This is a genomic window from Arthrobacter sp. ZGTC131, from assembly GCF_002929275.1.
In the GTDB taxonomy this organism is placed as follows: domain Bacteria; phylum Actinomycetota; class Actinomycetes; order Actinomycetales; family Micrococcaceae; genus Arthrobacter.
Window position 1 is genome coordinate 15108 of sequence record NZ_PJIK01000016.1, and the last position, 23351, is coordinate 38458.

Sequence of the window (23351 nt, forward strand, 5' to 3'; positions counted from 1 at the left end):
ATCTAGTGGTTAGCGGCCGTTCCTGAAGCGGGCTGTCACGGCGTCTCCGTGCGCCGGGAGGTCTTCCGCCCCGGACAGGCTGACGATGTGTCCGCTGACCTGTTCCAGCGCGGACTCCGTGTAGTTGATGACCTGGATGGCGCGCAGGAAGGTGGTCACGTTCAGCCCTGACGAGAATGCCGCAGTTCCGCTGGTGGGCAGCACGTGGTTTGACCCGGCGCAGTAATCGCCGAGGCTGACGGGGCTGTAATCCCCGACGAAGATGGCGCCGGCGTTCCGGATCCGCGAGGCCACCTTGGCGGCATCCGCCGTCATGATCTCAAGGTGTTCTGCCGCGTAGGCGTCGCACGCGGCAATCCCCTGCTCGAGGTCGTCCACGAGGACGACGCCGGACTGCGGCCCGGACAGGGCCTCGCGCACGCGCTGGCTGTGCTTGGTTGAGGCTCCTTGCTGTTCAAGTTCCTCCCGCACCTCCGCGGCAAGCTGGAGGGAGTCCGTGATCAGGACGGACGCGGCCTTCGGATCGTGTTCGGCCTGGCTGATCAGGTCTGCGGCCACGAAGGCGGCCCGTGCCGTCGAATCCGCCAATATGGCGATTTCCGTGGTGCCCGCCTCGGAATCGATTCCCACGACACCCTTGACGAGCCGCTTGGCCGTGGCCACGAAGATGTTCCCGGGCCCGGTCACCACATCCACCGGCTCCAGGGCCGGCTCGCCCTCCGCGCCGGGAACGCCGTAGGCAAACGCGGCGATGGCCTGGGCCCCGCCGATGGCGTACACCTCGTCGATGCCCAGGAGTGCCGCGGCGGCCAGGATGGTGGGGTGCGGGAGTCCGCCGAAGTCCTTCTGCGGCGGCGACGCCAGCGCGATGGACTCCACCCCTGCGGCCAGGGCAGGTACAACGTTCATGATGACCGACGACGGGTAGACGGCAAGGCCGCCGGGCACGTACAGGCCTACGCGGGCCACCGGAACCCACTTTTGGCTCACCACTGCGCCGTCGCCGAGGGAGACGTCGACGTCGGCCGGCCGCTGGCCGTCAGCGAACCGCCGCGCCCGGCTGATGGACTCTTCAAGGGCGGACCGCACAGCCGGGTCTAGGCCGTCCAGGGCTGACTGGAGCGCCTCCGCCGGAACTCGCGGATGTGCCTGGTCCACGCCGTCGAACGCCTTTGCAAAGTCAGCGAGGGCGGCAAAGCCGCGCTGGCGGACGGCAGAAATGATGTCCGTGACCTTCTGCTCTGCATCGGCCACGGTCTGGTGCCGTGCCCGCGGCACTGCCTCGCGGAGCTCCGCGAGGCTCAGGCGCCGGCCCCGCAGGTCAACGGTGCGGAATTCGACACTGCGGGATTCGGCACTGCGGGGTTCGACGGCGGGGGAAGTCGGGCGTACGGAGCTGTCCGGAGAAGTGGTCACCCGTTCATTTTACGCGCCGCGGCGCGCACGCCTGCGGTGTTACGGGATGCCGTCCAGTCCGGTGCCGGGCGGCGGCCTCTGCTAGGAACCCTGCCCTGCGCCCTGCTCGGTGGCCGGGTCTCTTGACTTGCCCAGCAGGCTGATCACGCGCAAGGCGAAATAGCCGGCGGCGACGGCCGCCGGCCAGAGCAGCAGGACGGTGTGTGATCGTAACGAGAAGGCGACGCTGGCATTCGCCGACGTGTCCTCGGGCTGCCCCAGCCAGAGGCCTGCCAGCACTCCGGTCTGCCAGGCGAGGACGGCCCCTGCGCCGCCTGCGGCCACCGAGACCACCAGCAGGCGGCGCGTTCCGCCGTCCTTGCGTCCGGACAGCAGCACGGCCACAAGGCTGCCGGCGAACACGAACAATCCGGCCAGGACGAGGTCCCGCGGGAGCCAGCCCGCGCTGTTGGTGCCCGACGCCAGCGCAGCGTTGCCGGACAGAAAGTTCATTCCGCCCGGAGCCAGGAGCCACCACAGCAGGCCCGCCGGGATGCCCGCCCCGATGATGCCCGCGGCCCACGGCCAGCTCCGTTGCACGCCTTCCGGGCCGGCCCCCGGCTTGTCATGGCGGCGGGCCGGAGGTGCGGTTGCAGGCTGTGTCATGAAGAAACGTTAACAAATGTTGGTCCGCACTGCGGAAACCGGGTTGGACACCCGCCGGATGACGCAACGCCGGGGAAGCCCAATAGTCTTGTAGTAGAGACACATCAGCAAACAGGTTCAGCAGGGAGATAGATCACAGTGGCCTCAGATGACACCGCCTTCGAGGGCACGTTCAAGGAAATGTTCCGGCGCCACGCGGCGGGCGTGGCAATTATCACGGTGAATTACGACGGCGTGCCCTACGGGTTCACGGCAACCTCGGTGGCATCCCTGTCCGCCAAGCCGCCGCGCTTCACGTTCAACATGGCCCGCAGCTCGAGCTCGTGGCCCGCCGTTGCCAATACGACCTACATCGGCGTCCACATGCTGGGGCTGGAGAACCAGGAGCTGGCTGACCGATTTGCTCGCACGAAGGAGCGCTTCGCCGGGGATCACTGGGCCCTGGGGCCCCATGATGTGCCCGTGCTCAAGGATGTGGCCGGGTGGCTGGTCGGAAAGATCCAGATGCGGCTCTCCTTCGAAAACAACGCAGTGGTGGTGGTGGAAGTCGTCGAGGGCGAAGTGGGCGAAGACGGCACTCCGCTGCTGTACCACTCCGGAGCGTACGGGCAGCCGGTCCCGCTCGATTACGAAATTTAGGCGTCCAGGCAGGCAGGGCCCAGCAGCACTTTGAGGTCTCCGAAGAGGGACGGGTTGGGGTTGACCCGCAGGTGCACGGGCAGGCCCATGACCTCCACGCGGGTGTCGCCCTGCAGGTGGACCCGGACCTCGGAGTTGCCCCGGTGGTTGCGCAGCACGTCGCCGAGTTCGGTGACCACGGCCTCCGTGGCCTTGTGCGTGGGCATCGTGATCACGATGGGGCCATTGGTGCCCTCGCTGAGGTCCGGCACGGACAGTTCCATGCAGTTCAAGGCGATGGCGCCGTCGTCCCGCCGCTGCAGCCGGCCCTTGACCACTACAATCAGGTCCTCGGCGAGGACCGACGCGATGGGGCCGTACACCTGGCCGAAGAACATCACTTCCATAGATCCGCCCAGGTCCTCGATCTCCGCCCGGGCATAAGCGTTGCCGCTGGCCTTGGCGATCCGCCGGCTCAGCGAGGTGATCATGCCCGCGATGGTGACGATCGCGCCGTCGTGCGGGCCGTCCTCCGCGATGATCGAGGTGATGGACTGGTCGGCGTGCTGGCTCAGGAGCCCTTCGAGCCCCTGGAGCGGGTGGTCCGACACGTAAAGCCCGAGCATGTCTCGTTCGAACGACAGCTTGTCCTTCTTCTCCCATTCGGGGAGGTCGGGAATCTCGATGCTCAGCGACGCCTCGGATTCGGCCTCTTCGAAGCCGGCGAAGAGGTCGAACTGGCCGATCGCCTCGTTGCGCTTGAGGGTGATGACGGAGTCGATGGCTTCTTCATGGATCATGGCCAGGGCACGCCGGTGGTGCTTCAGGGAGTCGAACGCGCCTGCCTTGATCAGGGATTCGATGGTGCGCTTGTTGCAGACTACGGCCGGGACCTTCATGAGGTAGTCCTTGAAGGACGTGTAGGCGCCTTCTTTTTCGCGGGCCGCCACCATGGCCTCGACGGCGTTTACGCCGACGTTGCGGATGGCGCCCATGCCGAAGCGGATGTCATTGCCAACAGGGGTGAAGTTGAGGGCCGACTCGTTGACGTCGGGCGGCAGCACCGTGATGCCCATCCGTCTGCACTCGTTGAGGTAGATCGCGGACTTGTCCTTGTCATCGCCGACTGAAGTGAGCAAGGCGGCCATGTATTCGGGGGCGTAGTGCGCCTTCAGGTACGCGGTCCAGTAGGAGATCACGCCGTATGCGGCCGAGTGCGCCTTGTTGAAGGCGTAGTCGGAGAAGGGCAGCAGGATGTCCCAGAGGGTCTTGACCGCGGCCATGGAATAGCCGTTGTCCTGCATGCCCTGCGAGAAGCCGGCGAACTGCTTGTCCAGCTCGGACTTCTTCTTCTTGCCCATGGCGCGGCGGAGGATGTCGGCCTGGCCGAGGGTATAGCCGGCGAGTTTCTGTGCCACGGCCATGACCTGCTCCTGGTACACGATCAGCCCGTACGTGCCGCCCAGGATCTCGGAGAGCGGCTCCTCGAGCTCCGGGTGGATCGGGATAACCTCCTGGATCTTGTTCTTGCGCAGCGCGTAGTCGGTGTGCGCGTTGGCGCCCATGGGACCAGGCCGGTAGAGGGCCAGCACCGCGGAGATGTCTTCGAAGTTGTCGGGCTTCATCAGCTTGAGCAGGGACCGCATGGGGCCGCCGTCGAGCTGGAACACACCCAGGGTGTCGCCGCGTGCCAGCAGCTCGTAGGACGCGGCGTCGTCAAGTTCGAGGGTTTCGAGGTCGAGGTCGACGCCGCGGTTCATCTTGATGTTTTCCAGGGCGTCGGAAATGATCGTCAGGTTCCGCAGGCCGAGGAAGTCCATCTTGATCAGGCCGAGGCCCTCGGACGTCGGGTAGTCGAACTGCGTGATGACCTGGCCGTCCTGGAAGCGGCGCATGATGGGAATCACGTCAATGATGGGGTCCGAGGACATGATGACGCCGGCGGCGTGCACGCCCCATTGCCGCTTCAGGCCCTCGATGCCCAGCGCCGTCTCGAAAACCTTGGCGGCCTCGGGGTCGGTGCTGATCAGTTGGCGGAAGTCACCGGCCTCGCTGTAGCGTTTGGCTTCCTTGTTCTGGATGTCGGCCAGCGGAATGTCCTTGGCCATCACGGCGGGCGGCAGCGCCTTGGTCAGCTGCTCGCCCATGCTGAACGGGTAGCCCAGCACTCGCGAGGAGTCCTTGAGGGCCTGCTTGGTCTTGATGGTGCCGTAGGTGACGATCATGGCCACGCGCTCGTCGCCGTATTTGCGCGTGACGTAGTCGATCACTTCCGAGCGGCGCCGGTCATCGAAGTCGACGTCGAAGTCGGGCATGGAGACACGGTCCGGGTTGAGGAAGCGCTCAAAGATCAGTCCGTGGTGCAGCGGGTCAAGATCGGTGATGCGCATGGCATACGCCACCATGGAGCCTGCACCCGAGCCACGCCCCGGACCTACCCGGATGCCGTTGTTCTTGGCCCAGTTGATGAAGTCGGCCACCACGAGGAAGTAGCCCGGGAAGCCCATGGAGGTGATGACTTCCAGCTCATAGTCGGCCTGCTTGCGGACCTTGTCCGGGATGCCCAGGGGGTAGCGGTAATGGAGTCCCTTGTCGACTTCCTTGACCAACCAGGAGGTCTCATCCTCCCCCTCGGGGCAGGGGAACCGGGGCATGTAGTTGGCGCCGGTGTTGAATGAAACCTCGCAGCGCTCGGCGATCAGGAGCGTGTTGTCGCACGCGTCCGGGTGGTCGCGGAAAAGCTCACGCATTTCCCGCGGCGACTTCAGGTAGTAGCCGCTGCCGGAGAACGCGAAGCGGGAGCCGCCGTTGTCGTACGTCGGCTCGAGCAGGGTGGAACCCGACTGGATGGCCAGCAGGGCCTCATGCGCCTTCGCGTCGTGCTCGTGCGTGTAGTGCAGGTCATTGGTGGCCACCAGCGGCAGGTTCAGGTCCTTGGCCAGGCGCAGCAGATCGCCCGTGACGCGGCGCTCGATATCCAGGCCGTGGTCCATGAGCTCGCAGAAGTAGTTCTCCGCGCCAAAGATGTCGCGGAACTCTGCGGCTGCCTCGAGCGCTTCGCGGTACTGGCCGAGCCGCAGCCGTGTCTGGACCTCACCGGACGGGCAGCCCGTGGTGGCGATGAGCCCTTCCGAGTACGTGTTCAGCAGCTCACGGTCCAGCCGGGGCCATTTGCCGAAGACAGAGTCCAGTGAGGCGATCGAGGAGGCACGGAACAGGTTCCGCATACCGACGTTGTTATAGCTCAGGAGGGTCATGTGGGTGTAGGAACCACCGCCGGAGACGTCGTCCTTGCGCTGGCTTTCCTCGCCCCAGCGGACGCGGCTCTTGTCGCCGCGGGCGGTTCCGGGAGTCACATAGGCTTCGACGCCAATGATCGGTTTGATGCCCTTGTCCGTGGCCTTGCGCCAGAAATCGAACGCGCCGAACAGATAGCCGTGGTCCGTTGTGGCCAGGGCAGGCATCCCCAGGCGTTCGGTTTCGTCAAACAGCTCCCCCAGGCGGGCCGCACCATCCAGCATGGAGTATTCGGTATGGGTGTGCAGGTGGACGAACGAGTCATTGCTGGAAGTCACCGGACCATTCTAGTGCCGCCCGCCGACATTGATGGTCAGGCCTTGCCGGACTCCAGAACTTCCAGCGCGTACGACAGGTCCTCGGGGTAGTCGCTGGTGACTGTCACACGCTCCCCTGTCCGCGGGTGGTCGAAGCCAAGCTGGCGGGCATGCAGCCATTGGCGGGTGAGGCCGAGGGTGGCGGCGAGCCGGGGGTCTGCCCCGTAGGTCAGGTCGCCGGCGCACGGGTGCCGGAGGGCGGCGAAGTGGACCCGGATCTGGTGGGTGCGGCCCGTCTCCAGGTGCACCTCCACGAGGGTAGCCTTCCCGAAGGCCTCAAGAACTTCGTAGTGCGTGACCGAGGGGCGGCCGTCCTCAATGACGGCGAAACGCCAGTCGTGGCCGGGATGCCGGCCGATGGGGGCGTCGATGGTTCCCTGCAGCGGGTCCGGGAGGCCCTGGACCACGGCGTGATAGACCTTGTCCACACTGCGTTCCTTGAAGGCCCGTTTGAGGGCCGTGTACGCCTGTTCCGATTTGGCCACCACCATGACGCCGGAGGTTCCGACGTCGAGCCGGTGGACGATGCCCGCGCGTTCCGGGGAGCCGGAGGTGGAAATGCGGTATCCAGCGCCGGCGAGTCCGCCCACCACCGTGGGCCCCACCCAGCCGGGAGACGGATGCGCCGCGACCCCTACCGGCTTGTCGACAACCACAAAGTCGTCGTCGTCCAGCAGAATCTTCAGGCCTTCCACTACTTCCTCCACTACTTCAAGGGGGTCCCGACGCTCCGGGACCGTCACGTCCAGCACGGCGCCGGACGTGAGTTTGGCGGATTTGCCCACGGGCTTCCCGCCGCTGAGAACGTTCCCCTCGGCGATCAGCGTGGCCGCGAGGGAGCGCGACATGCCCATCAGCTTGGCCAGGCCGGCGTCGATCCGGCTGCCGTCAAGCTCGTCGGGCACGACGACGCGCTCAGACATCCTTGGTTCCGTCCCGTTTGGCGACCGCGTGGTGCGACCCGTCCAGGGCGATGCCCCGCAGCGTCAGGAGGCAGATGATGACCACGGACGAGACGACGGCGGAGTCCGCGATGTTGAAGATGGCGAAGTTGGGCAGCTGAATGAAGTCGACGACGTGGCCCATGGCGAAGGACGGCGCCCGGAAGAGACGGTCGGTCAGGTTGCCCAGCGCGCCGCCGAGCAGGAGTCCCAAGGCCAGCGCCCACCAGGCCGAACCGAGCTTGCGAAGCTGGAACAGGATGGCAATAGCCACACCCACCATGATGATCGTAAACACCCAGGTCACGTTCTCGCCGATCGAGAACGCGGCCCCGGAATTCCGGATGAAGTACCAGTGCAGCACCGGCGGGAGCACGGGGATCCGCTCACCTTCGACCATGTTGGACGTGACCCACAGCTTGGTGAGCTGATCAAAGACGTACGCGAACCCCGCGAAGCCTGCGAACAGGGACAGCAGCACGGCGCGCTGTGGCCGCGGTGAAGAGGAGGCTGGGTGCGCTGCATCAGCGGCTAGTTCGTCAGTCATGGTGCTTTCATTCGGGAACCCGTTGTTAATCACAAAAGCCGGTAGCCGAGGAATCCTCAGCCACCGGCTTTCAGAATACGTGCTAAACGGCAGCGCTGCTTTCGCCGACCTCAGGGGCAGCGACAGAACCGCGGGCATCCAGGTCGCGCAGCTGGCCTTCGATGTAGGCCTTCAGGCGTGAGCGGTAGTCGCGCTCGAAGCCGCGAAGCTGCTCCACCTTGCGCTCCAGGACGGACCGCTGCTGCTCCAGGGCGCCGAGGATCTTGCGGGACTTCTCCTGGGCGTCGTTGACGAGGCTGCTGGCCTCGATCTGTGCTTCGGCGATGATTTTGTCGCGCTGCTCCTGGCCGTCCGCAACGTGGCGATCGTGCATCTGCTGTGCCATGGCCAGCAGGCCGGCAGCGGACGCGGAGGCGTCCGGGGCCGCGGCGGCGGGGGCCTGGACCGGGGCTGCCTGCTCGGCGGCCTTCTTCTTGGCCAGTTCAGCGGCCTTCGCCTCAGCTTCAGCCTTGGCACGCGTTTCATCCTTGTCGGACTTGGCGGGCGCCGGGACCTTCTCAACCACCGGTGCGACCGCTGCGGAGGCTGCGGGCGATCCCGAACCGCCTTCGGCGAGCTTCTTGCGAAGTTCGTCGTTCTCCTGGTTCAGGCGCCGGAGTTCGACGACGATTTCGTCCAGGAAGTCATCAACTTCATCCTGGTCGTAGCCTTCGCGGAACTTGGTCGGCTGAAAGCGCTTGTTGACAACGTCTTCTGGCGTCAAAGCCATCTGGTCACCTCGTTGGTCTAGTTAGTCAGTAGGCCTTCCGGCCGTCAAAACTACGGTACCTAAATATGGTCTGGTTCCTCTAATTCAACACCGTGATGTCAAACCGGAGATTCTCCGCGCGGGCGGCGTTCCATTTCACGAACGGCCGTTGCGCTGCAAGATGATATGGGGTTATGCGAAGGATTTGGTCAAAGCCATGGCCACGCTGAGTGCAATGAAAAGCACCAGGAAACCAAGGTCAAGCGAGACGCCCCCGAGCCGTAGCGGCGGAATGACCCGCCGCAGGACCTTCAGAGGCGGGTCCGTGACGGAGTACACGGCGTGGGCCGCCACCAGGGCAACGCCGCGGGGGCGCCATTCGCGGGAGAACATCTGGACCCAGTCGAAGACCAGGCGGACAATCAGGGCCACGAAGATGAACAGCAGCACGATATAGACGAGCCCGAATACTATTCCCATGAGCTAACCAATATCTCCATGATTCATTCCGGATACCGCAGTGTCCTGTGGATCTTGCGTGTGTTGTGCTTCCACTATTTCAGCACGGATGCCAGGCAGGTGTCCCTGCCTGGCACCCGGAGAGCCTTTTTAGCTTTGGTTGAAGAAGCTGGCGGTGGTCTCGCTGGCCTTCTTGTCGTCGCCGATGACCTCGATGTACGACGGCGACAGCAGGAAGACCTTATTGGTTACGCGCTCGATGCTTCCGCGCAGGCCGAAGACGAGGCCTGCGGAGAAGTCAACCAGGCGCTTGGCGTCGGCCTCACCCATGTCGGTGACGTTCATGATGACGGGAATGCCGTCCCTGAAGCTTTCGCCGATGAGTTTGGCGTCATTGTAGGACCGCGGGTGGATCGTGGTGATCTGCCGCAGGCCAGTGGTCTCTTCGCGGCTCGAAGCCGCACGCTTGATGGGTGTCACGGGTGCGCGGTATTCCTCTTCGGCAGCTGGTGGCACTTCACGGACGACCTCGCGGACCGGCGCCGGGGCGCGGCGTTCCTCACGGTCATGCTCCATTGAGTGGTCCTCGTCTTTTTGCTGGGTGGAAAGCTCAGACTCGTATTCATCGCCATCGGCGAGCCCAAGATAGATCATTGTCTTGCGCAGAGCGCCGGCCATGGTCGACTCCTAATCGTGTCCGTAAGCGGGCCGCCCAAAGTCCTGACAGCATCAAAAGTGCCCGCCATTCACTTCCAATACTCAGACGCTACCGCACGGCCGGGCGTGAACCGAGAATATCCGAACCAATTCTGAGGTGTGTCGCACCGAACCGGATGGCCGCCTCTAGGTCCTGGCTCATGCCGGCGGAAATTCCCGTAGCCGCGGGGTAGTCGCCCCTCAGCTGGGCTGATATCCCCGAGAGTTTCTGAAATGCCCGGTCCGGATCGGCACCCAGGGGCGCAACCGCCATGATGCCGGCGAGCCGAAGGCCGCCCGCATTTTCCAGCTGTTCAGCCAGCAGCGGAACGTCAGCAGGTGCCGCGCCGCCGCGGTGGGCACCGGCGTCCTCGTCAAGGCTTACCTGGATGAAGCAATCGAGGCTGCCCCGCCCGGACCTTTCCTGCTCGGCGGCCATGGCCCGTTCCAGGGCCGTCACGAGCTGCGCCCGGTCCACGGAGTGGACGGCGTGGGCATACCGGACCACGGTCTTGGCTTTTTTGCTCTGCAGCTGGCCGACGAAGTGCCACCGGAGGTCCAGGTCCAGGAGCAGGGATGCCTTCTCCGATGCCTCCTGGTCGCGGTTTTCACCGAAATCAGTTACTCCGAGCCCCGCCAGCCGGCGGACGTCCTCGGCGGGGTGGAACTTGCTGACTACGATCAGCCGCGGAGGATCTTCGGTGCGGTGCGCTGCCGCCGCCGCCAGGGAGATCCGCCGTCTGACGGCCTCCAGGCGTTGTCGGAGCTGATCCGTCCGCGGATCTTCCCGCGCCTGGTCCGTCTCAGTCATGTGTCCACGCCAGCCCGGCGAACCGCCCTGTTCGGGTATCCCTGCGGTAGCTGAACAGGGCGTTGTTTTCGAGGGTGCACGGGCCCCGGTATTCAATGGGCACGCCCACAGATTCGAGCTGGCTCGCGGCACCTGCCGGCAGGTCGAGGGAAGGGGTTCCCCAGGCGGTATCTGACCACGCGGAAGGAACGACGGCGGCAACCTCGGCCCGCAGTTCCGCCGGCACCTCATAGCACCGCCCGCAGACGGACGGACCTAGCCAGGCGCGGATGTCGGCAGCACCCGCCGCGCGCATCTGCTCCACGGCGGCCGGGATAATGCCGGCGGAAATCCCGGGACGTCCCGCATGGACCACGCCAAGGACGGGGCCGGGAGCGCCGGCGCCCACCAGAACGAGGGGAATGCAGTCAGCCACCATCACCGCAAGCGGCAGGCTGCTGGACACCATGGCATCCGCCGTCGGCGCCTCACAGCCTGCTTCGATGACTGACACATGGTTTCCATGCACCTGGTTCATGTACTGGAACCGGCGCGGCGCGATTCCCGCGGCGCGTTCCAGCTCTTCCCGACGGTGCATGACTGACGGCGCGTCGTCGCCCACGTGCAATGCGAGGTTGCCCGCCCCGGTGTCTGTGAACGCCACAGACACGCCGGGCAGGACTTCAGCACGCCACAAAAACAATCAGAACACCGACAATCAGGAGAGCAACAGGCAGAGGACGCGGGGACGGCAGAGCCGGCAGCCGGCCTCCTACTTCAGGAAATCCGGGACATCCAGGTCGTCCGAGCGGCTGCCGGAGAGGTCAGGCTCGACAACCGACGGAAGGTCGACGTCGAATCCTGAGTCGGCGGGAACCGCTGACGGGCGGTGCTGGCCCCAGTTGCTGAGGCCGGCGGCGCCGACTCCGGCGTGCACGGGCTGGACGTGGACCTGCTGGTGGTTCGACGGCGCCTGGCTCGCCGGTGCGGTGGCCGGCACGGCCGGGCGCTGCGGGGCCGACTGGGGCTGCGACTGGTCCATGGACGGCGAGGTGGCCTTGACGTCGTCGAATCCGGCGGCAATCACCGTGACCCTTGCTTCATCGCCCAGGGCGTCGTCGATCACGGCACCGAAGATGATGTTCGCCTCGGGGTGGGCTACTTCCTGCACCAAGCGGGCTGCCTCGTTGATCTCGAACAGGCCCAGATCGGAACCGCCCTGGATGGAGAGCAGAACGCCGTGGGCACCATCAATCGACGCTTCCAGCAGAGGTGACGCGATGGCGAGCTCGGCGGCCTTGACCGCACGGTCCTCGCCCCGGGCCGAACCGATGCCCATGAGTGCGGATCCGGCACCCTGCATGACCGACTTCACGTCGGCAAAGTCGAGGTTGATCAGGCCAGGCGTGGTGATGAGGTCCGTGATGCCCTGGACACCGGACAGCAGGACCTGGTCAGCGGAGCGGAACGCATCCAGGACGGAAACGTTGCGGTCGCTGATGGACAGCAGGCGGTCGTTGGGGATGACGATCAGCGTGTCCACTTCGTCGCGCAAGGCGTCAATGCCTGCCTCGGCCGACCCTGCGCGGCGCCGGCCTTCGAAAGTGAACGGGCGTGTCACTACGCCGATGGTCAGCGCGCCGAGGGAGCGTGCGATGCGGGCAACAACCGGCGCGCCGCCGGTTCCCGTTCCGCCGCCCTCGCCGGCCGTGACGAACACCATGTCGGCTCCGCGAAGGACTTCCTCGATCTCGTCGGCGTGATCTTCGGCAGCCTGCTTGCCGACCTCGGGGTTCGCCCCGGCGCCAAGGCCGCGCGTGAGTTCGCGTCCGACGTCAAGCTTCACGTCGGCATCGCTCATCAGCAGGGCCTGGGCATCGGTGTTAATGGCGATGAATTCGACACCGCGGAGACCCACCTCGATCATGCGGTTGACTGCGTTCACGCCACCGCCGCCGATGCCGACGACCTTGATGACGGCCAAGTAATTCTGCGGAGCTGCCACGTTACGTGTCCCTTGTTCGTGTTCTGTTGCGAAAACTGATGGAGTCGAGCTTGAAGTTCCGAACCTTAACCTTCGAGTTGAAGGTTATAGTTATGTCAAGTAACTCATGTCTGTGACGCTATTTCCTATGCCTCGTACATTCAATAACCGCCGCCGCGTGTCGTACTAATCACCGCGAAATAGAACCGTTTAGCGCGTCACCGGGTGCCGCGGCACACTCACGTCATAGATGTTGACGGGACTTGCCGGATCGGCCGGAACCTTCAGGAGCGCTTCCAGGACGCGCGCCTTCAACTCCTTCTCCCCCGCATTGCCCCAAATGATCGTCTGGCCGTCCACGAGCTTCAGTTCAACGGCATCCACGGACTTGGCCGAAGCGTTGGACAGCTTGGCCAAGACATTCGCGGGAAGCGCGCCCAGAACGGCGGTGGTCGCCTGGAACAGGTCCTTGCCGATCGTGCCGGCTCCGCCGTCGATGACCGGCAGCTTCACTGATTCCGGAGCAGCCGTGGCGCCGAGCCTCACGCCGTCCACATCAACCAGCAGGTATTCCTTGCCGCGTTTGACCAGGGCCACGGGCACCCGCTCGTGCACCTGGACCACGAGGACGGAAGGCGGATGCGCCTGGGTGGTCACCGATTTGATCTGAACGAGCGGCTTCAGCAGCGCGTTGACGTCCTCATCGCTCACCTGAGGCAGCGGCGTACCCAGAAGCGGCTTGAGCGCCGCCTGGACCTGGGCCGGCTTGAGCAGCTTCGTGCCGCTGACCGTCACCGTCCGTACCGCGAGCACCGGGGAGTAGACCGCCGCCAGCAGCAGGCCCGCAACGAGTGCGGCAATGATGCACGCCGCCACAATGACATTGCGCCTGAGGCGTTTGCCCCTGGGCTCGGGAAAGACCAGAACGTTGCCCGGTTCGGCTTTGCCGCCGGAGAGCTGCTGCCCGCCCGTACCAGCCGGCACGGACTGCCGTCCAGGGGCCTGCTGGGTGGACCCCTGGGTTCCGGACGGCCGCTTCGCCCGCTGGTTGTCCGGCGCCGCGGGCGGGGGTGCGCTCTTGGACGCCGAGATCACGCCCGGCTGCGCGGCCTCGCCTGTGTCCGGCGCCTTGTCCCGGCTCCCCGGCTGCACGGGCTTGTACGTGGGTCGGCGGCTGCTAGCCACTGAGGGACTCCACGATGAGCGGGCCGTAGGCGGTCACGTCCCCGGCCCCCGCCGTGAGGATGATGTCCCCCGGCTGCGCGGCGGAGGTGAGCGCCTCCACGGCCGCGGCGCCGGCTTTCACCAGCCGCCCGCCAGGACCGAGGTGCTGGGCGATGAGTCCGCTGCTCACTCCGGGAATGGGATCCTCCCGGGCAGGATAGATGTCCAGCACCAGAGCGGTGTCGGCGGCGTTGAGGGCCTCGGCGAAGTCGGCGGCGAATTCCCTGGTCCGGGAGAACAGGTGCGGCTGGAAGAGCACGTGCACCTTGTGCGGGCCGGCAACGGAGCGGGCGGCCGCTAGTGCCGCACGGACCTCCGTGGGGTGGTGGGCGTAGTCGTCGTAGACCCGCACCCCCCTGCCTTCCCCCTTGAATTCAAACCGCCGGGACGCGCCGGAGAAACCCGCCAGGGCCGCCGCGGCGGAGCCTGCCTCGACGCCCAGCTCCAGGGCCACTGCCATCGCCGCCGCGGCGTTGAGCGCGTTGTGCCGGCCCGGCACCTGCAGGGTGAGGGGAAACTCTCCGGCCGCCGTCGAGATCGCGACGTTGCCGGGGCCGCCGTCGTGCAGCCGGAGGTCGGCGACGTCAGAGGTGCCGTAAAGAACAACGCGGGTGTTTCCGCGTTCGCGGGTCCGCAGGGCCAGCGCCAGCGCACCGGAGTCGTCCGCGCATGCCACGAGGACGCCCTCCGGGGGGAGCAGCGCCGTGAACTGGTCGAACGATTCGTAGACGGCCTCGGCCGTGCCGTAATGGTCCAGGTGGTCCGGTTCAACGTTCGTGACCACGGCGATCCGCGGGCGGTAGTTGAGGAACGACCCATCGGATTCGTCGGCCTCGGCCACGAACACCTTGGAACTGCCGTTGGCGGCGTTGACGCCAAGGGCGGGGACGTTGGCACCGATGGCGAAGGAAGGGTCCAACCCCACGCCCTGCAGCAGCACCGTGATCATGGATGTGGTGGTGGATTTCCCGTGCGTGCCGGCCACGGTAACCACGAGGTCGTCGGCCATGGTGGCTGCCAGGGCTTCTGAGCGGTGCAGGACCGGAAGTCCGGCGGCCCTCGCGGCGGCCAGTTCTGGGTTGTCTGCGCGGATGGCGGAGCCCGCCACCACGGTCTGGGCGTCGCCGAGGTTGGCGGCCGCGTACCCGACCGAAACTTTCGCCCCGGCTGCCGCCAGGTCGGCCATCACGGGCAGGTCCTTGGCATCGGATCCGCTCACCGGCACGCCGCGGGCCACCATGATCCTGGCCACGGCGGACATGCCCACGCCGCCGATACCGATGAAGTGGACGCGGCCAAGCGCGTCCTGGTGAAGTGGGCCGTTGCTGGTCATTTGGATACCGCTTCCAGTACAAGATCGGCCATGAGCCGATCGGCATCCCTGATGCCAAGGTTTTCGGAGTTGGCCGCCATGGAGCCGAGCCTGGCCCGGTCCGTCAGCAGCGGAATGAGCTGGGTCCGGACCCAGTCAGGGGTGAAGTCCCGGTCCGCCACCATCAGGGCGCCCCCGGCTTTCACGAGTCCGTCCGCGTTCAGTGCCTGCTCGCCGTTGCCGATGGGTAGCGGCACGAAGACTGCGGGAACGCCGACGGCGGCCGCCTCGCTCACGGTGGCTGCTCCGGCCCGGGCGAGCAGCAGGTCCGCGGCGGCGTAGACCGTCTCCATGCCGTCCACGTATTCGCGTTGCCGGTATCCGTCAGCCTGCAGGGGGTTGCCCTCGCTGTCCTCAACCGACTTTCCGCGCCCGGTGATGTGAAGCGTCTGAATTCCGGCGTCCGACAGGTCCTGGAGGGAGGCGGCCACGGTCCGGTTGATGCTCTGGGCTCCGGATGAGCCGCCGGTCACGATCAGCACCGGCTTGTCCGGCTGTAGGCCCAGCGCGTCGAGGGCATTCTGGCGCGCCGTGGCACGGACCAGTGCGGAGACCTCGCGCCGCATCGGCATGCCGACATGCCGGGCGTGCTTCAGCGGCGTGCCGGCAAAGGCCACGGCCACATGCCTGCTCAGCCGCGCACCCACCCTGTTGGCCAGGCCGGGGCGGGTGTTGGCTTCGTGGATGACAATGGGAATTTTGCGGCGCCAGGCGGCCAGGTACATCGGCGTGCAGACGTAGCCTCCGACTCCCACGAGGACGTCCGCGCCCGCGTCATCGAGGATCCGCCCGGCCTGCTTGACCGCGCCGGCCAGGCGGCCGGGCAGGCGCAGCAGGTCCACGGAGGGCCTGCGCGGAAACGGCACGCGGTCAATGGTGGCGAGCTCGACGCCCGCGGCCGGAACCAGCCGGGTCTCCATGCCCGCGGACGTTCCGACGGCCAGCAGCCGGGCATCGGGACGCGCATCACGGATGGCGGCGGCGATGGCCAGTAGCGGATTGATATGGCCTGCCGTACCGCCGCCGGCGAGGACCACGGACAATGACTCGGTTTTCATCAGGTGCTGTTTACGCTTTCGTACGGGGTTTCTTGCGTCCGGGTATCCGGAGCGGGCCCAGCATTTTCCGGGGCCGGAGGTTGGGCGCCATCTGGACCCGGGCCAGTGACAACACTACGCCGATTGCGCAGAGCGACATGAGCAGGGCCGATCCGCCGTAGGAAATGAACGGCAGCGGAACGCCGATCACCGGGACCAGGCCGGTGACCACTGCCATGTTGACCGTTGCCTGGCCCAGGAGCCACACCATGATGGTGCCTGCGAGGACCCGATGGAACAGGTCCTCCTGCGCCACCACGACGCGGTAGATCGCGGCACCCAGGATGGCGAAGAGAATCAGTACGACGACGGTCCCCACCAGCCCGAGTTCCTCGCCGATGATGGCGAAAATGAAGTCGTTGTGGGCTTCCGGGATCCAGCTGTACTTCTGGCGGCTCTGCCCCAGCCCGACGCCGAACCAGCCGCCAGAGGCCAGCCCGTACAGGCCGTTGGTTGACTGGTAATTGGCGTCGGTGCCGTCACCGCAGGACTGTCCCGTCCACCACGAGGTGATGCGGCACATCCGGTTTGAGCTGGTCATGGCCATGACGGCCGTTGCCGCTATGCCGGCGATCGCGGCGAAGCCGAACAGGTACAGGCGCACCCCGGCGAAAAACAGGGCCGCGGCCATGATCATCATGATGATCATGCCGGTGCCAAGGTCGTTACCGGCAAGAACCAGTCCGATGATGCCCAGCGCAACCGGGGCCACCGGTATGACGGCATGCAGCCAGCGCTGCAGCAGCTGGGCCTTTTTGGCGAGCACCGTGGCCATCCACAGCGCCAGGGCCAGCTTGGCCGCCTCGGACGGCTGCAGGGTGAAGAACGGACCTACCTCAATCCAGTTCTTGTTGCCGTTGACGCTGGTGCCGATCAGCAGGACCAGCCCGAGCAGGCCGTAGGCCACGATGATGCCCGGCCAGGCAAGGCGCTTCAGCCAGACCACGTTGATCCGGGACAGCATGAACATCAGGAAGATGCCGATCCCAGCGAACAGCCCCTGCTTGAGGGCCGCCGTGTACGGCGACTCTCCTGCCGCAATGGCCTCCACGCTGGATGCCGAGAGCACCATCATGATGCCGATGGCCGTCAGGGCGAGGGTGGTGCCGAGGATGAGGTAGTACGTGGAGCCGTTACGCGACTTCCCGGTCCCCTCCAGGACTGACCAGAACGTGCGGTACCAGCGCATCAGCCTCGCAAGCGCCGGAGTCGTCGGCCCCGGCATCTTCGGCCCCAGCCTCTTCGATCCCTGCTTCTGAGGTCCCTGCCTCTTAGGTCCTGGGGCCTTGCCGGCAGTCTCAGCGCCAGCCCCACGAGCCGTGTCCGCGGTTCGCGTTGTGGCGGCCGCGGGACGTGTGGGCGTGCTGACCATTCTTACTCCTTGCCGGTCTGGGCCTGCCCTTCCACGAGCTCGCGGACTGCTTCGATGAAGGCGTCGCCACGGTGAGCATAGGAAGAGAACTGATCCATGGAGGCAGCCGCCGGGGCCATCAGCACCGTGTCACCCGAGGTGGCAAGCTCCGCCGCCGAAGCGACGGCCCGTGCCATGACGTCCTCGCCGGTCCCGTGAGAAGCCGGCGCGGCGTCGTGCCCGGTTCCGGCAGACTGCACCATTTCAGTGTGGCCCGTGGCCGGCCGTATGACCGGGACATCGGGAGCGTGTCGCCGCAGGGAGTCTTCCAGCGACGCAGTGTCGGTGCCGATGAGCACCACGCTCTTGAGCCGCCTGGAGTTGTCACGGACGAGGGCGTCGTAGTTGACGCCCTTGGAGAGGCCACCGGCGATCCAGATCACGGGGTCGAAGGCGGACAGTGATGCCGCTGCGGCATGCGGATTTGTGGCTTTGGAGTCGTTGATCCAGAGCACACCGTTCTGCTTGGCCACGGGCTGGATGCGGTGGCTTCCGGGAATGTAGGCTTTCAGCCCCTCCCGGACGTGCTCGGGCTTGAGCCCGTAGGCGCGCACCAGGCCGGCGGCCGCCAGCGCGTTGGCCACCATGTGGCGCGGAGCGACCGGGCCGAGATCCGACATCGATGCCAGCTCGGCGGCGCTGTCCTTGCGTTCCGCGATGAACGCCCGGTCCACAAGCAAGCCTTCGACGACGCCCAGCATGCTGATGGCCGGCGTGAGGGTGGTGAACCCGACGGCGCGGCAGCCATCCACGACGTCGGCGTCCTCCACCATCCGTTCGGTTTCGATCTGCTCGGCGTTGTAGATGCAGGCTTTCTGGGTGTGTTCGTAGATCTTTGCCTTGTCGGCAAGATACGACTCGTACGAGCCGTGCCAGTCGACGTGGTCCTCGGCCACGTTGAGGCAGACACTCGCCACGGCGGACACCGATTCGCACCAGTGCAGTTGGAAGCTGGAAAGCTCCACCGCCAAGACGTCGTATTCGACCGGATCCCGCAGGGCGTCGAGGATGGGGGTGCCCACGTTTCCGACCGCCAGGGCCTTGAGCCCCGCTGCGCGCAGCATCGACTCGGTCAGGCCGACGGTCGTCGTCTTTCCGTTCGTGCCGGTGATGGTCAGCCAGTCGGCCGTCTTGCGCCCCTCACGGACGCGCACACGCCAAGCGAGTTCGACGTCGCCCCACACCGGGATGTGCGCCCGCTTGGCGGCGGCCAGCAGCGCCTGGTCCGGCCGCCAGCCCGGCGATGTCACAACCAGGTCCGGCTTCATTCCGTCGATCTTCGGCACGGAGCGGACAGCGCTTGCGCCGAGCATCACGTCCACGGCTCCGACGATCTTGAGCGTATCGGCCTTGGCGGTGGCGATGTCGGTCGCCGAGGCATCCACCACCACCACGCGGGCTCCCAGCTCAATCAGTGTGTCCGCAGCAGCGAAGCCTGAGACGCCGATTCCGGTGACCACGACGCGTAGTCCGGCCCAGTCGGAGTCCCAGCTGACGAGGTCTTTGAGCCTGTCCGCGGCGGTTTCGTTGCTGCTCACAGCAGGACCACCCATTCTGCGTAGAAGATGCCCAGCCCTGCGGCCACGAAGAGTCCGGCCAGTATCCAGAACCGGACCACCACGGTGACTTCCGCCCAGCCCTTGAGTTCGAAGTGGTGCTGCAACGGGGCCATCTTGAAGAATCTCTTGCCCTTGGTGACCTTGAAGTAGCCCACCTGGATGATGACCGAGAGGGTGATGAGCACGAACAGGCCACCGATGAAGGCGAGCAGCAGCTCGGTGCGGGACAGGATGGCGAACCCCGCGATGGCCCCGCCGATGGCCAGGGATCCCGTGTCTCCCATGAAGATCTTGGCAGGAGAGGTGTTCCACCACAGGAAGCCGACCAGCGCCGCGCTCATGATCGCGGCAAGCAGCGCGAGGTCCAGCGGGTCCCGCACGGAGTAGCAGCCGCTCCCGGCCTGGCGGGGCGAACCACATGCCTGGTTGCTCTGCCAGATGCCCATCAGTGTGTACGCGCCGAAGACCATCACCGAGGCTCCCGCGGCCAGTCCGTCGAGCCCGTCGGTCAGGTTGACGCCGTTCGTGGCGGCGGTGACGATCAGGTTGGACCACAGCACAAAGAGGATTGCGCCGAGCACCGAGCCGCCGAAGGCGAGGTCAAGCCACGGAATGTCGCGGACCAGGGAAATCTTGGTGGACGCCGGGGTGAGTCCGTCCGGGTCCGGGAAGTACAGCGCCAGCACCGCGAAGATGACGCCCACGGCTGCCTGAAGAATCAGCTTGGCCTTGGCGTTCAGTCCGAGGCTGCGCTGGCGCGAGATCTTGATGAAGTCGTCCAGGAAGCCGACCAGGCCCATGCCCACCATGAGGAACAGCAGGAGCAGGGCCGAGGCCGACGGGCCCGCCGACCTGGGGTTCAGGAGCCACATGATGAGGTGCGTGAGTCCGTAGCTGATCAGCACCGACCCGACAACTATGGCGCCGCCCATGGTGGGGGTTCCGCGCTTGGTGTGGTGTGACGTGGGGCCGTCATCCCGGATGAACTGGCCGTAGCCTTTGCGGACCAGCAGGCGGATGAACAGCGGGGTTCCTACCAATGCCATCAGCAGGGCCAGGCCAGCGCCGATTAGTAGTGCAATCACAGCAGCTCGCTCCCTTCGTTGGCAGTTGCGGGGTTTTGTGGGGGTAATGCTATCCGATCGCCCAAATGGCGAAGTCCTACGCTGTTCGAGGATTTGAACAGCACCAGGTCGCCCGGTTCGAGCTCTGCCTGGAGCAGGTCATAGGCTTCGTCCGCGGTCTCGGCGAAGATGCATTCGTCGCCCCAGGACCCTTCCTGGACGGCTGATACATACAGGGAACGCGCCTCGCGTCCCACTACTACCAGGCGCGAGATGTTGAGCCGGACCACCTGCGTGCCGACGGCGGTGTGCTCGCGGATGGAATCCTCACCGAGTTCGAGCATCGCTCCGAGCACCGCCCAGGTGCGTCGACCCTGGCCGAGGTCGGCGAGGGTCCGTAGTGCCGCCCTCATGGATTCCGGGTTGGCGTTGTACGCGTCGTTGATGACGGTGACGCCGTCGGGGCGCTCAGTCCGTTCCATGCGCCAGCGGCTTGCGGCTGACTGCGAGCTGAGCGAAGCGCCGATGCGTGCGGCCGGGATACCGGCGGCGTGTGCGGCTGCTGCTGCGGCGAGCAGGTTTGAGACATGGTGCTCTCCGATGAGCCTGCTGCTCACCCGGACGGCCGGCTCCCCCGGCAGTTCAAGGTCGAACTCGGGGTGGCCGGACGCATTTGTGTCGAGGTGCTGCGCACGAGCAACGGGACCCGTGGCTGCGGCATCGCGGGCAGAGAAGCCGAGCACCGCGGCGGGGGTGCGTTCCGCCATGGCTGCGACCCGCGGATCGTCCAGGTTCAGCACAGCGGTGCCGGTGGAGTGCAGGGCTTCAACGAGCTCGCCCTTGGCGGTCGCAATGTTCTCGACGCCGCCGAATTCGCCGGCATGTGCCGTTCCGACGCCCAGCACGACGCCGATCTCCGGGGCCACCATCTTGGCCAGGTACCGGATGTGCCCGATGCCCGTAGCGCCCATTTCAATGACAAGGAACCGGGTGTCGAAACCGGCCTGGAAGACCGTGAGGGGCACGCCCACTTCGCCGTTGTAGGACCCTTGGGGCGACACCGTGTTGGCTTCCGTGGAGAGGATTCCTGCCAGCAGGTCCTTCGTGGTGGTTTTGCCTGCCGAACCGGTAATGCCGATGACCGTGAGCTGTTCGCCGGAGGCCTCGCGGCGGGCCCTGATCCGGCGGACCTGCTCCGCAGCAAGGGCGCCCATGGCCAGGACGGCGTCGTCGACGATGACCGACGGATAGATGCGGCCTGCGTCATCGGCGATTTCGCGTTCGGCAAGGGCAAGCACGGCGCCTTGGTCGAACGCCACGCCCACAAACGCGTGCCCGTCGGCGTTTTCGCCCGGCTTGGCCACGTACAGCGAACCGTTGATGACCTCGCGCGAGTCGGTCACTACGGATCCCGGAGTGACGTCGGGGTCGGCAAGCAGCCGGCCGTTGGTGATTTCGGCGATTTCCGCCGCAGTTAGTGCAATCATGTCGGTCTAGGACTCTATCCGGTCATCTTCAAGAACGGTGAATCCTCGTGCCGTCAAGGCGTTCCGGAGTTCCACCCTGTCGTCGAGGGCAAGGTTGACTCCCTTGACCTCCTGCCACACTTCGTGTCCGCGCCCGGCGATGAGGATGGTGTCCTCCGGAGCCGCCTGTTCGACCGCCGCGCGGATGGCGGCGTCGCGGGGAAAGACCTCCAGGATCCGGCAATCGAGCTGTTCTGCCTCTTTGGCGTCAGTGGCTCCGACCAGTACGTCTGCCCGGATCGCCGCGGCGTCCTCATCGTGGGGGTCGTCGTCGCTGATGATCACGATGTCGGCAAGCCTGGCCGCGATGGCTCCCATGGCCGGCCGTTTCCCCTGGTCGCGCTGCCCGGTGGCACCGAAGACAACGATGACCTTCGAGGCGGAGTCCGGGGACCTGACGGCCTCGAGGGCACGCGCCAAGGCATCAGGATTGTGCGCAAAGTCCACTACTGCTGCGGGCTTGGTGGAAATGAGCTGCATCCTGCCCGGCACGGCGACGGTGAAGGGGTCGGCGGCGTCGAGCGCCGCCTGCACGGCTGCCGCGTCCGCACCGCCCGCGAGCACCATGGCCAGGGCCAGGGCGGCGTTGGAGACATTGAATGCGCCGGGCAGCCCCGTGTGGGCGCGGAGTTCGGTCCCGGTCCTGCTGCGGAGCGTGAATTCCGTGCCCAGGCCGCGGGGCCGAGGATCGGCCACCGTCCAGTCGGCGTCGGCGGGCGCCCCGGCCGTGCCCGTTTCCCCCCCGCCCGGCGGAAGGGTGGCGAGGGTGGTGACCGGGAGCCCTGCCTCGGCGGCCAGCCGGCGTCCCCATTCGTCGTCGACCGTCACGACGGCTGCGCGGGCGCGTTCGGGCGTGAAGAGTTCTGCCTTGGTCCGGTAGTAGTCCTCCATGGTGCCGTGCAGGTCCAGGTGGTCCTGAGTCAGGTTGGTGAACCCGACGACGTCAAAGACCACGCCGTCCACGCGGCGGAAGGACACTGCGTGTGAGGACACTTCCATGGAGGCTGCATCCAGGCCCCGCTCCCGCATGAGGGCAAGCAGGGCGTGGACATCCGTGGACTCCGGCGTCGTGAGGAGGCTGGGAATCGGTTTGCCGCCGGCCACAATCTCGATGGTGCCGATCAGCCCGGTCTTCTTGCCCAGTGCCTGCAGCAGGGCGTTGACGAAGTAGGTTGTGGTGGTTTTGCCATTGGTGCCCGTGACTCCGAAGAGAGCCGGGGAAGGGCTATCAGCGGACTGGCTCCGGTAGATCAGTGCGGCAAGGCTTCCCACCACTGTGCGTGGCTGGTCCACTACGAGCACAGGCACGGCGATATCGGGCGACAAGGCGAGAAGCCGTGCGCCGGCGCCGTCGGTCAGGACGGCAACCGCTCCGGCCTCGATCGCCGGAGTAGCGAAGTCGGCGCCGTGGCGGGCAGCACCAGGTAGCGCCACGTACAGGTCTCCCCGCTCCACGGTGCGCGAATTGAGCGAGATGCCGGAAACGGGGACTGACGCCGAGGCGCCGGCCACGGTGACGCCGACCGACTGGCCGATGACACCCAGCTCGACTGCGGCGACGGCCTTGGGCCGGAATCCGCTGCGGGACTCTTCTCCGTCCGGGGCATCGGCAGTGCCGGGGGCATTGTGGTCTGACAAGT

Annotated in this window: 20 protein-coding genes; 1 reads left to right on the forward strand and 19 read right to left on the reverse strand. The window is 66.1% G+C overall.

Going from position 1 to position 23351, the window contains the following annotated elements; translation table 11 throughout:
• Positions 1–9: 9 nt before the first annotated feature.
• Both hisD and CXQ90_RS17645 read right to left on the reverse strand, forming a co-directional pair.
• The gene (hisD, locus tag CXQ90_RS17640) at positions 10–1416 is read right to left on the reverse strand and encodes a histidinol dehydrogenase (RefSeq protein WP_104140661.1); all 1407 of its coding nucleotides are present in this window, start codon (positions 1414–1416) and stop codon (positions 10–12) included.
• An 81-nt stretch (positions 1417–1497) separates the two neighbouring features.
• Positions 1498–2061 carry a hypothetical protein gene (locus tag CXQ90_RS17645; RefSeq protein WP_104140662.1) on the reverse strand — a complete coding sequence of 188 codons (564 nt, stop codon included), beginning with the start codon at positions 2059–2061 and terminating at the stop codon, positions 1498–1500.
• Between the two features lie 138 nt (positions 2062–2199).
• On the opposite strand from CXQ90_RS17645, the gene CXQ90_RS17650 reads away from it, so the two are divergent.
• Positions 2200–2700: a flavin reductase family protein gene (locus CXQ90_RS17650; protein WP_104140663.1), complete on the forward strand. Its 501-nt coding sequence runs from the start codon at positions 2200–2202 to the stop codon at positions 2698–2700.
• Here the strand turns inward: CXQ90_RS17650 and dnaE are convergent.
• From dnaE to CXQ90_RS17735, 17 genes are all read right to left on the reverse strand, one after another.
• A complete protein-coding gene (gene dnaE, locus CXQ90_RS17655; protein ID WP_104140664.1) occupies positions 2697–6254 on the reverse strand; it encodes a DNA polymerase III subunit alpha in 3558 nt (1185 codons plus the stop codon). The genes CXQ90_RS17650 and dnaE overlap by 4 nt on opposite strands.
• Before the next feature lie 35 nt (positions 6255–6289).
• Positions 6290–7216: an RluA family pseudouridine synthase gene (locus CXQ90_RS17660; RefSeq protein WP_104140665.1), complete on the reverse strand. Its 927-nt coding sequence runs from the start codon at positions 7214–7216 to the stop codon at positions 6290–6292.
• The gene (lspA, locus tag CXQ90_RS17665) at positions 7209–7781 is read right to left on the reverse strand and encodes a signal peptidase II (protein WP_104140666.1); all 573 of its coding nucleotides are present in this window, start codon (positions 7779–7781) and stop codon (positions 7209–7211) included. The genes CXQ90_RS17660 and lspA overlap by 8 nt, the downstream gene beginning before the upstream one ends.
• An 82-nt stretch (positions 7782–7863) precedes the next feature.
• Positions 7864–8550: a DivIVA domain-containing protein gene (locus CXQ90_RS17670; protein WP_104140667.1), complete on the reverse strand. Its 687-nt coding sequence runs from the start codon at positions 8548–8550 to the stop codon at positions 7864–7866.
• Positions 8551–8721: 171 nt separating this feature from the next.
• Positions 8722–9009, reverse strand: coding sequence for a YggT family protein (locus CXQ90_RS17675; RefSeq protein ID WP_104140668.1), 288 nt, complete (start codon positions 9007–9009; stop codon positions 8722–8724).
• Positions 9010–9138: 129 nt separating this feature from the next.
• Positions 9139–9666 carry a cell division protein SepF gene (locus CXQ90_RS17680; RefSeq protein ID WP_104140669.1) on the reverse strand — a complete coding sequence of 176 codons (528 nt, stop codon included), beginning with the start codon at positions 9664–9666 and terminating at the stop codon, positions 9139–9141.
• Positions 9667–9754: 88 nt separating this feature from the next.
• On the reverse strand, positions 9755–10495 hold the full coding sequence (locus tag CXQ90_RS17685) for a YggS family pyridoxal phosphate-dependent enzyme (RefSeq protein WP_104140670.1): 741 nt from the start codon (positions 10493–10495) through the stop codon (positions 9755–9757).
• Complete coding sequence (locus tag CXQ90_RS17690; protein WP_104140671.1) at positions 10488–11177, reverse strand: polyphenol oxidase family protein; 690 nt, start codon at positions 11175–11177, stop codon at positions 10488–10490. The genes CXQ90_RS17685 and CXQ90_RS17690 overlap by 8 nt, the downstream gene beginning before the upstream one ends.
• Positions 11178–11246: 69 nt before the next feature.
• Complete coding sequence (gene ftsZ / locus CXQ90_RS17695; protein ID WP_104140672.1) at positions 11247–12479, reverse strand: cell division protein FtsZ; 1233 nt, start codon at positions 12477–12479, stop codon at positions 11247–11249.
• 189 nt (positions 12480–12668) lie between these two features.
• On the reverse strand, positions 12669–13643 hold the full coding sequence (locus CXQ90_RS17700) for an FtsQ-type POTRA domain-containing protein (protein WP_104140673.1): 975 nt from the start codon (positions 13641–13643) through the stop codon (positions 12669–12671).
• Positions 13636–15015 carry a UDP-N-acetylmuramate--L-alanine ligase gene (gene murC, locus CXQ90_RS17705; RefSeq protein WP_104140674.1) on the reverse strand — a complete coding sequence of 460 codons (1380 nt, stop codon included), beginning with the start codon at positions 15013–15015 and terminating at the stop codon, positions 13636–13638. The genes CXQ90_RS17700 and murC overlap by 8 nt, the downstream gene beginning before the upstream one ends.
• Positions 15012–16112 (reverse strand): undecaprenyldiphospho-muramoylpentapeptide beta-N-acetylglucosaminyltransferase, encoded by a 1101-nt coding sequence (gene murG / locus CXQ90_RS17710; RefSeq protein WP_104140675.1) that lies wholly within the window; start codon positions 16110–16112, stop codon positions 15012–15014. The genes murC and murG overlap by 4 nt, the downstream gene beginning before the upstream one ends.
• Before the next feature lie 10 nt (positions 16113–16122).
• A complete protein-coding gene (gene ftsW / locus CXQ90_RS17715; RefSeq protein ID WP_104140676.1) occupies positions 16123–17376 on the reverse strand; it encodes a putative lipid II flippase FtsW in 1254 nt (417 codons plus the stop codon).
• A 149-nt stretch (positions 17377–17525) separates the two neighbouring features.
• Complete coding sequence (gene murD, locus CXQ90_RS17720) at positions 17526–19115, reverse strand: UDP-N-acetylmuramoyl-L-alanine--D-glutamate ligase (RefSeq protein WP_104140677.1); 1590 nt, start codon at positions 19113–19115, stop codon at positions 17526–17528.
• Complete coding sequence (gene mraY / locus CXQ90_RS17725) at positions 19097–20206, reverse strand: phospho-N-acetylmuramoyl-pentapeptide-transferase (RefSeq protein WP_104140678.1); 1110 nt, start codon at positions 20204–20206, stop codon at positions 19097–19099. Before mraY ends, murD begins: the two co-directional genes overlap by 19 nt.
• Positions 20203–21672, reverse strand: coding sequence for a UDP-N-acetylmuramoyl-tripeptide--D-alanyl-D-alanine ligase (gene murF, locus CXQ90_RS17730; protein ID WP_104140679.1), 1470 nt, complete (start codon positions 21670–21672; stop codon positions 20203–20205). Before murF ends, mraY begins: the two co-directional genes overlap by 4 nt.
• A gap of 6 nt (positions 21673–21678) precedes the next feature.
• Positions 21679–23349, reverse strand: a complete 1671-nt coding sequence (locus CXQ90_RS17735) for a UDP-N-acetylmuramoyl-L-alanyl-D-glutamate--2,6-diaminopimelate ligase (protein WP_104140680.1) — start codon at positions 23347–23349, stop codon at positions 21679–21681.
• Between the last annotated feature and the right edge of the window lie 2 nt (positions 23350–23351).

What these genes read in the sequence shown, in the direction of transcription:
- CXQ90_RS17645 (WP_104140662.1), bottom strand. Translation starts at nt 2,061, where the DNA reads ATGACACAGCCTGCAACCGCACCTCCGGCCCGCCGCCATGACAAGCCG.
- CXQ90_RS17660 (WP_104140665.1), bottom strand. Translation starts at nt 7,216, where the DNA reads ATGTCTGAGCGCGTCGTCGTGCCCGACGAGCTTGACGGCAGCCGGATC.
- lspA (WP_104140666.1), bottom strand. Translation starts at nt 7,781, where the DNA reads ATGACTGACGAACTAGCCGCTGATGCAGCGCACCCAGCCTCCTCTTCA.
- CXQ90_RS17670 (WP_104140667.1), bottom strand. Translation starts at nt 8,550, where the DNA reads ATGGCTTTGACGCCAGAAGACGTTGTCAACAAGCGCTTTCAGCCGACC.
- CXQ90_RS17675 (WP_104140668.1), bottom strand. Translation starts at nt 9,009, where the DNA reads ATGGGAATAGTATTCGGGCTCGTCTATATCGTGCTGCTGTTCATCTTC.
- CXQ90_RS17680 (WP_104140669.1), bottom strand. Translation starts at nt 9,666, where the DNA reads ATGGCCGGCGCTCTGCGCAAGACAATGATCTATCTTGGGCTCGCCGAT.
- CXQ90_RS17685 (WP_104140670.1), bottom strand. Translation starts at nt 10,495, where the DNA reads ATGACTGAGACGGACCAGGCGCGGGAAGATCCGCGGACGGATCAGCTC.
- murC (WP_104140674.1), bottom strand. Translation starts at nt 15,015, where the DNA reads ATGACCAGCAACGGCCCACTTCACCAGGACGCGCTTGGCCGCGTCCAC.
- murG (WP_104140675.1), bottom strand. Translation starts at nt 16,112, where the DNA reads ATGAAAACCGAGTCATTGTCCGTGGTCCTCGCCGGCGGCGGTACGGCA.
- ftsW (WP_104140676.1), bottom strand. Translation starts at nt 17,376, where the DNA reads ATGCCGGGGCCGACGACTCCGGCGCTTGCGAGGCTGATGCGCTGGTAC.
- murD (WP_104140677.1), bottom strand. Translation starts at nt 19,115, where the DNA reads ATGGGTGGTCCTGCTGTGAGCAGCAACGAAACCGCCGCGGACAGGCTC.
- murF (WP_104140679.1), bottom strand. Translation starts at nt 21,672, where the DNA reads ATGATTGCACTAACTGCGGCGGAAATCGCCGAAATCACCAACGGCCGG.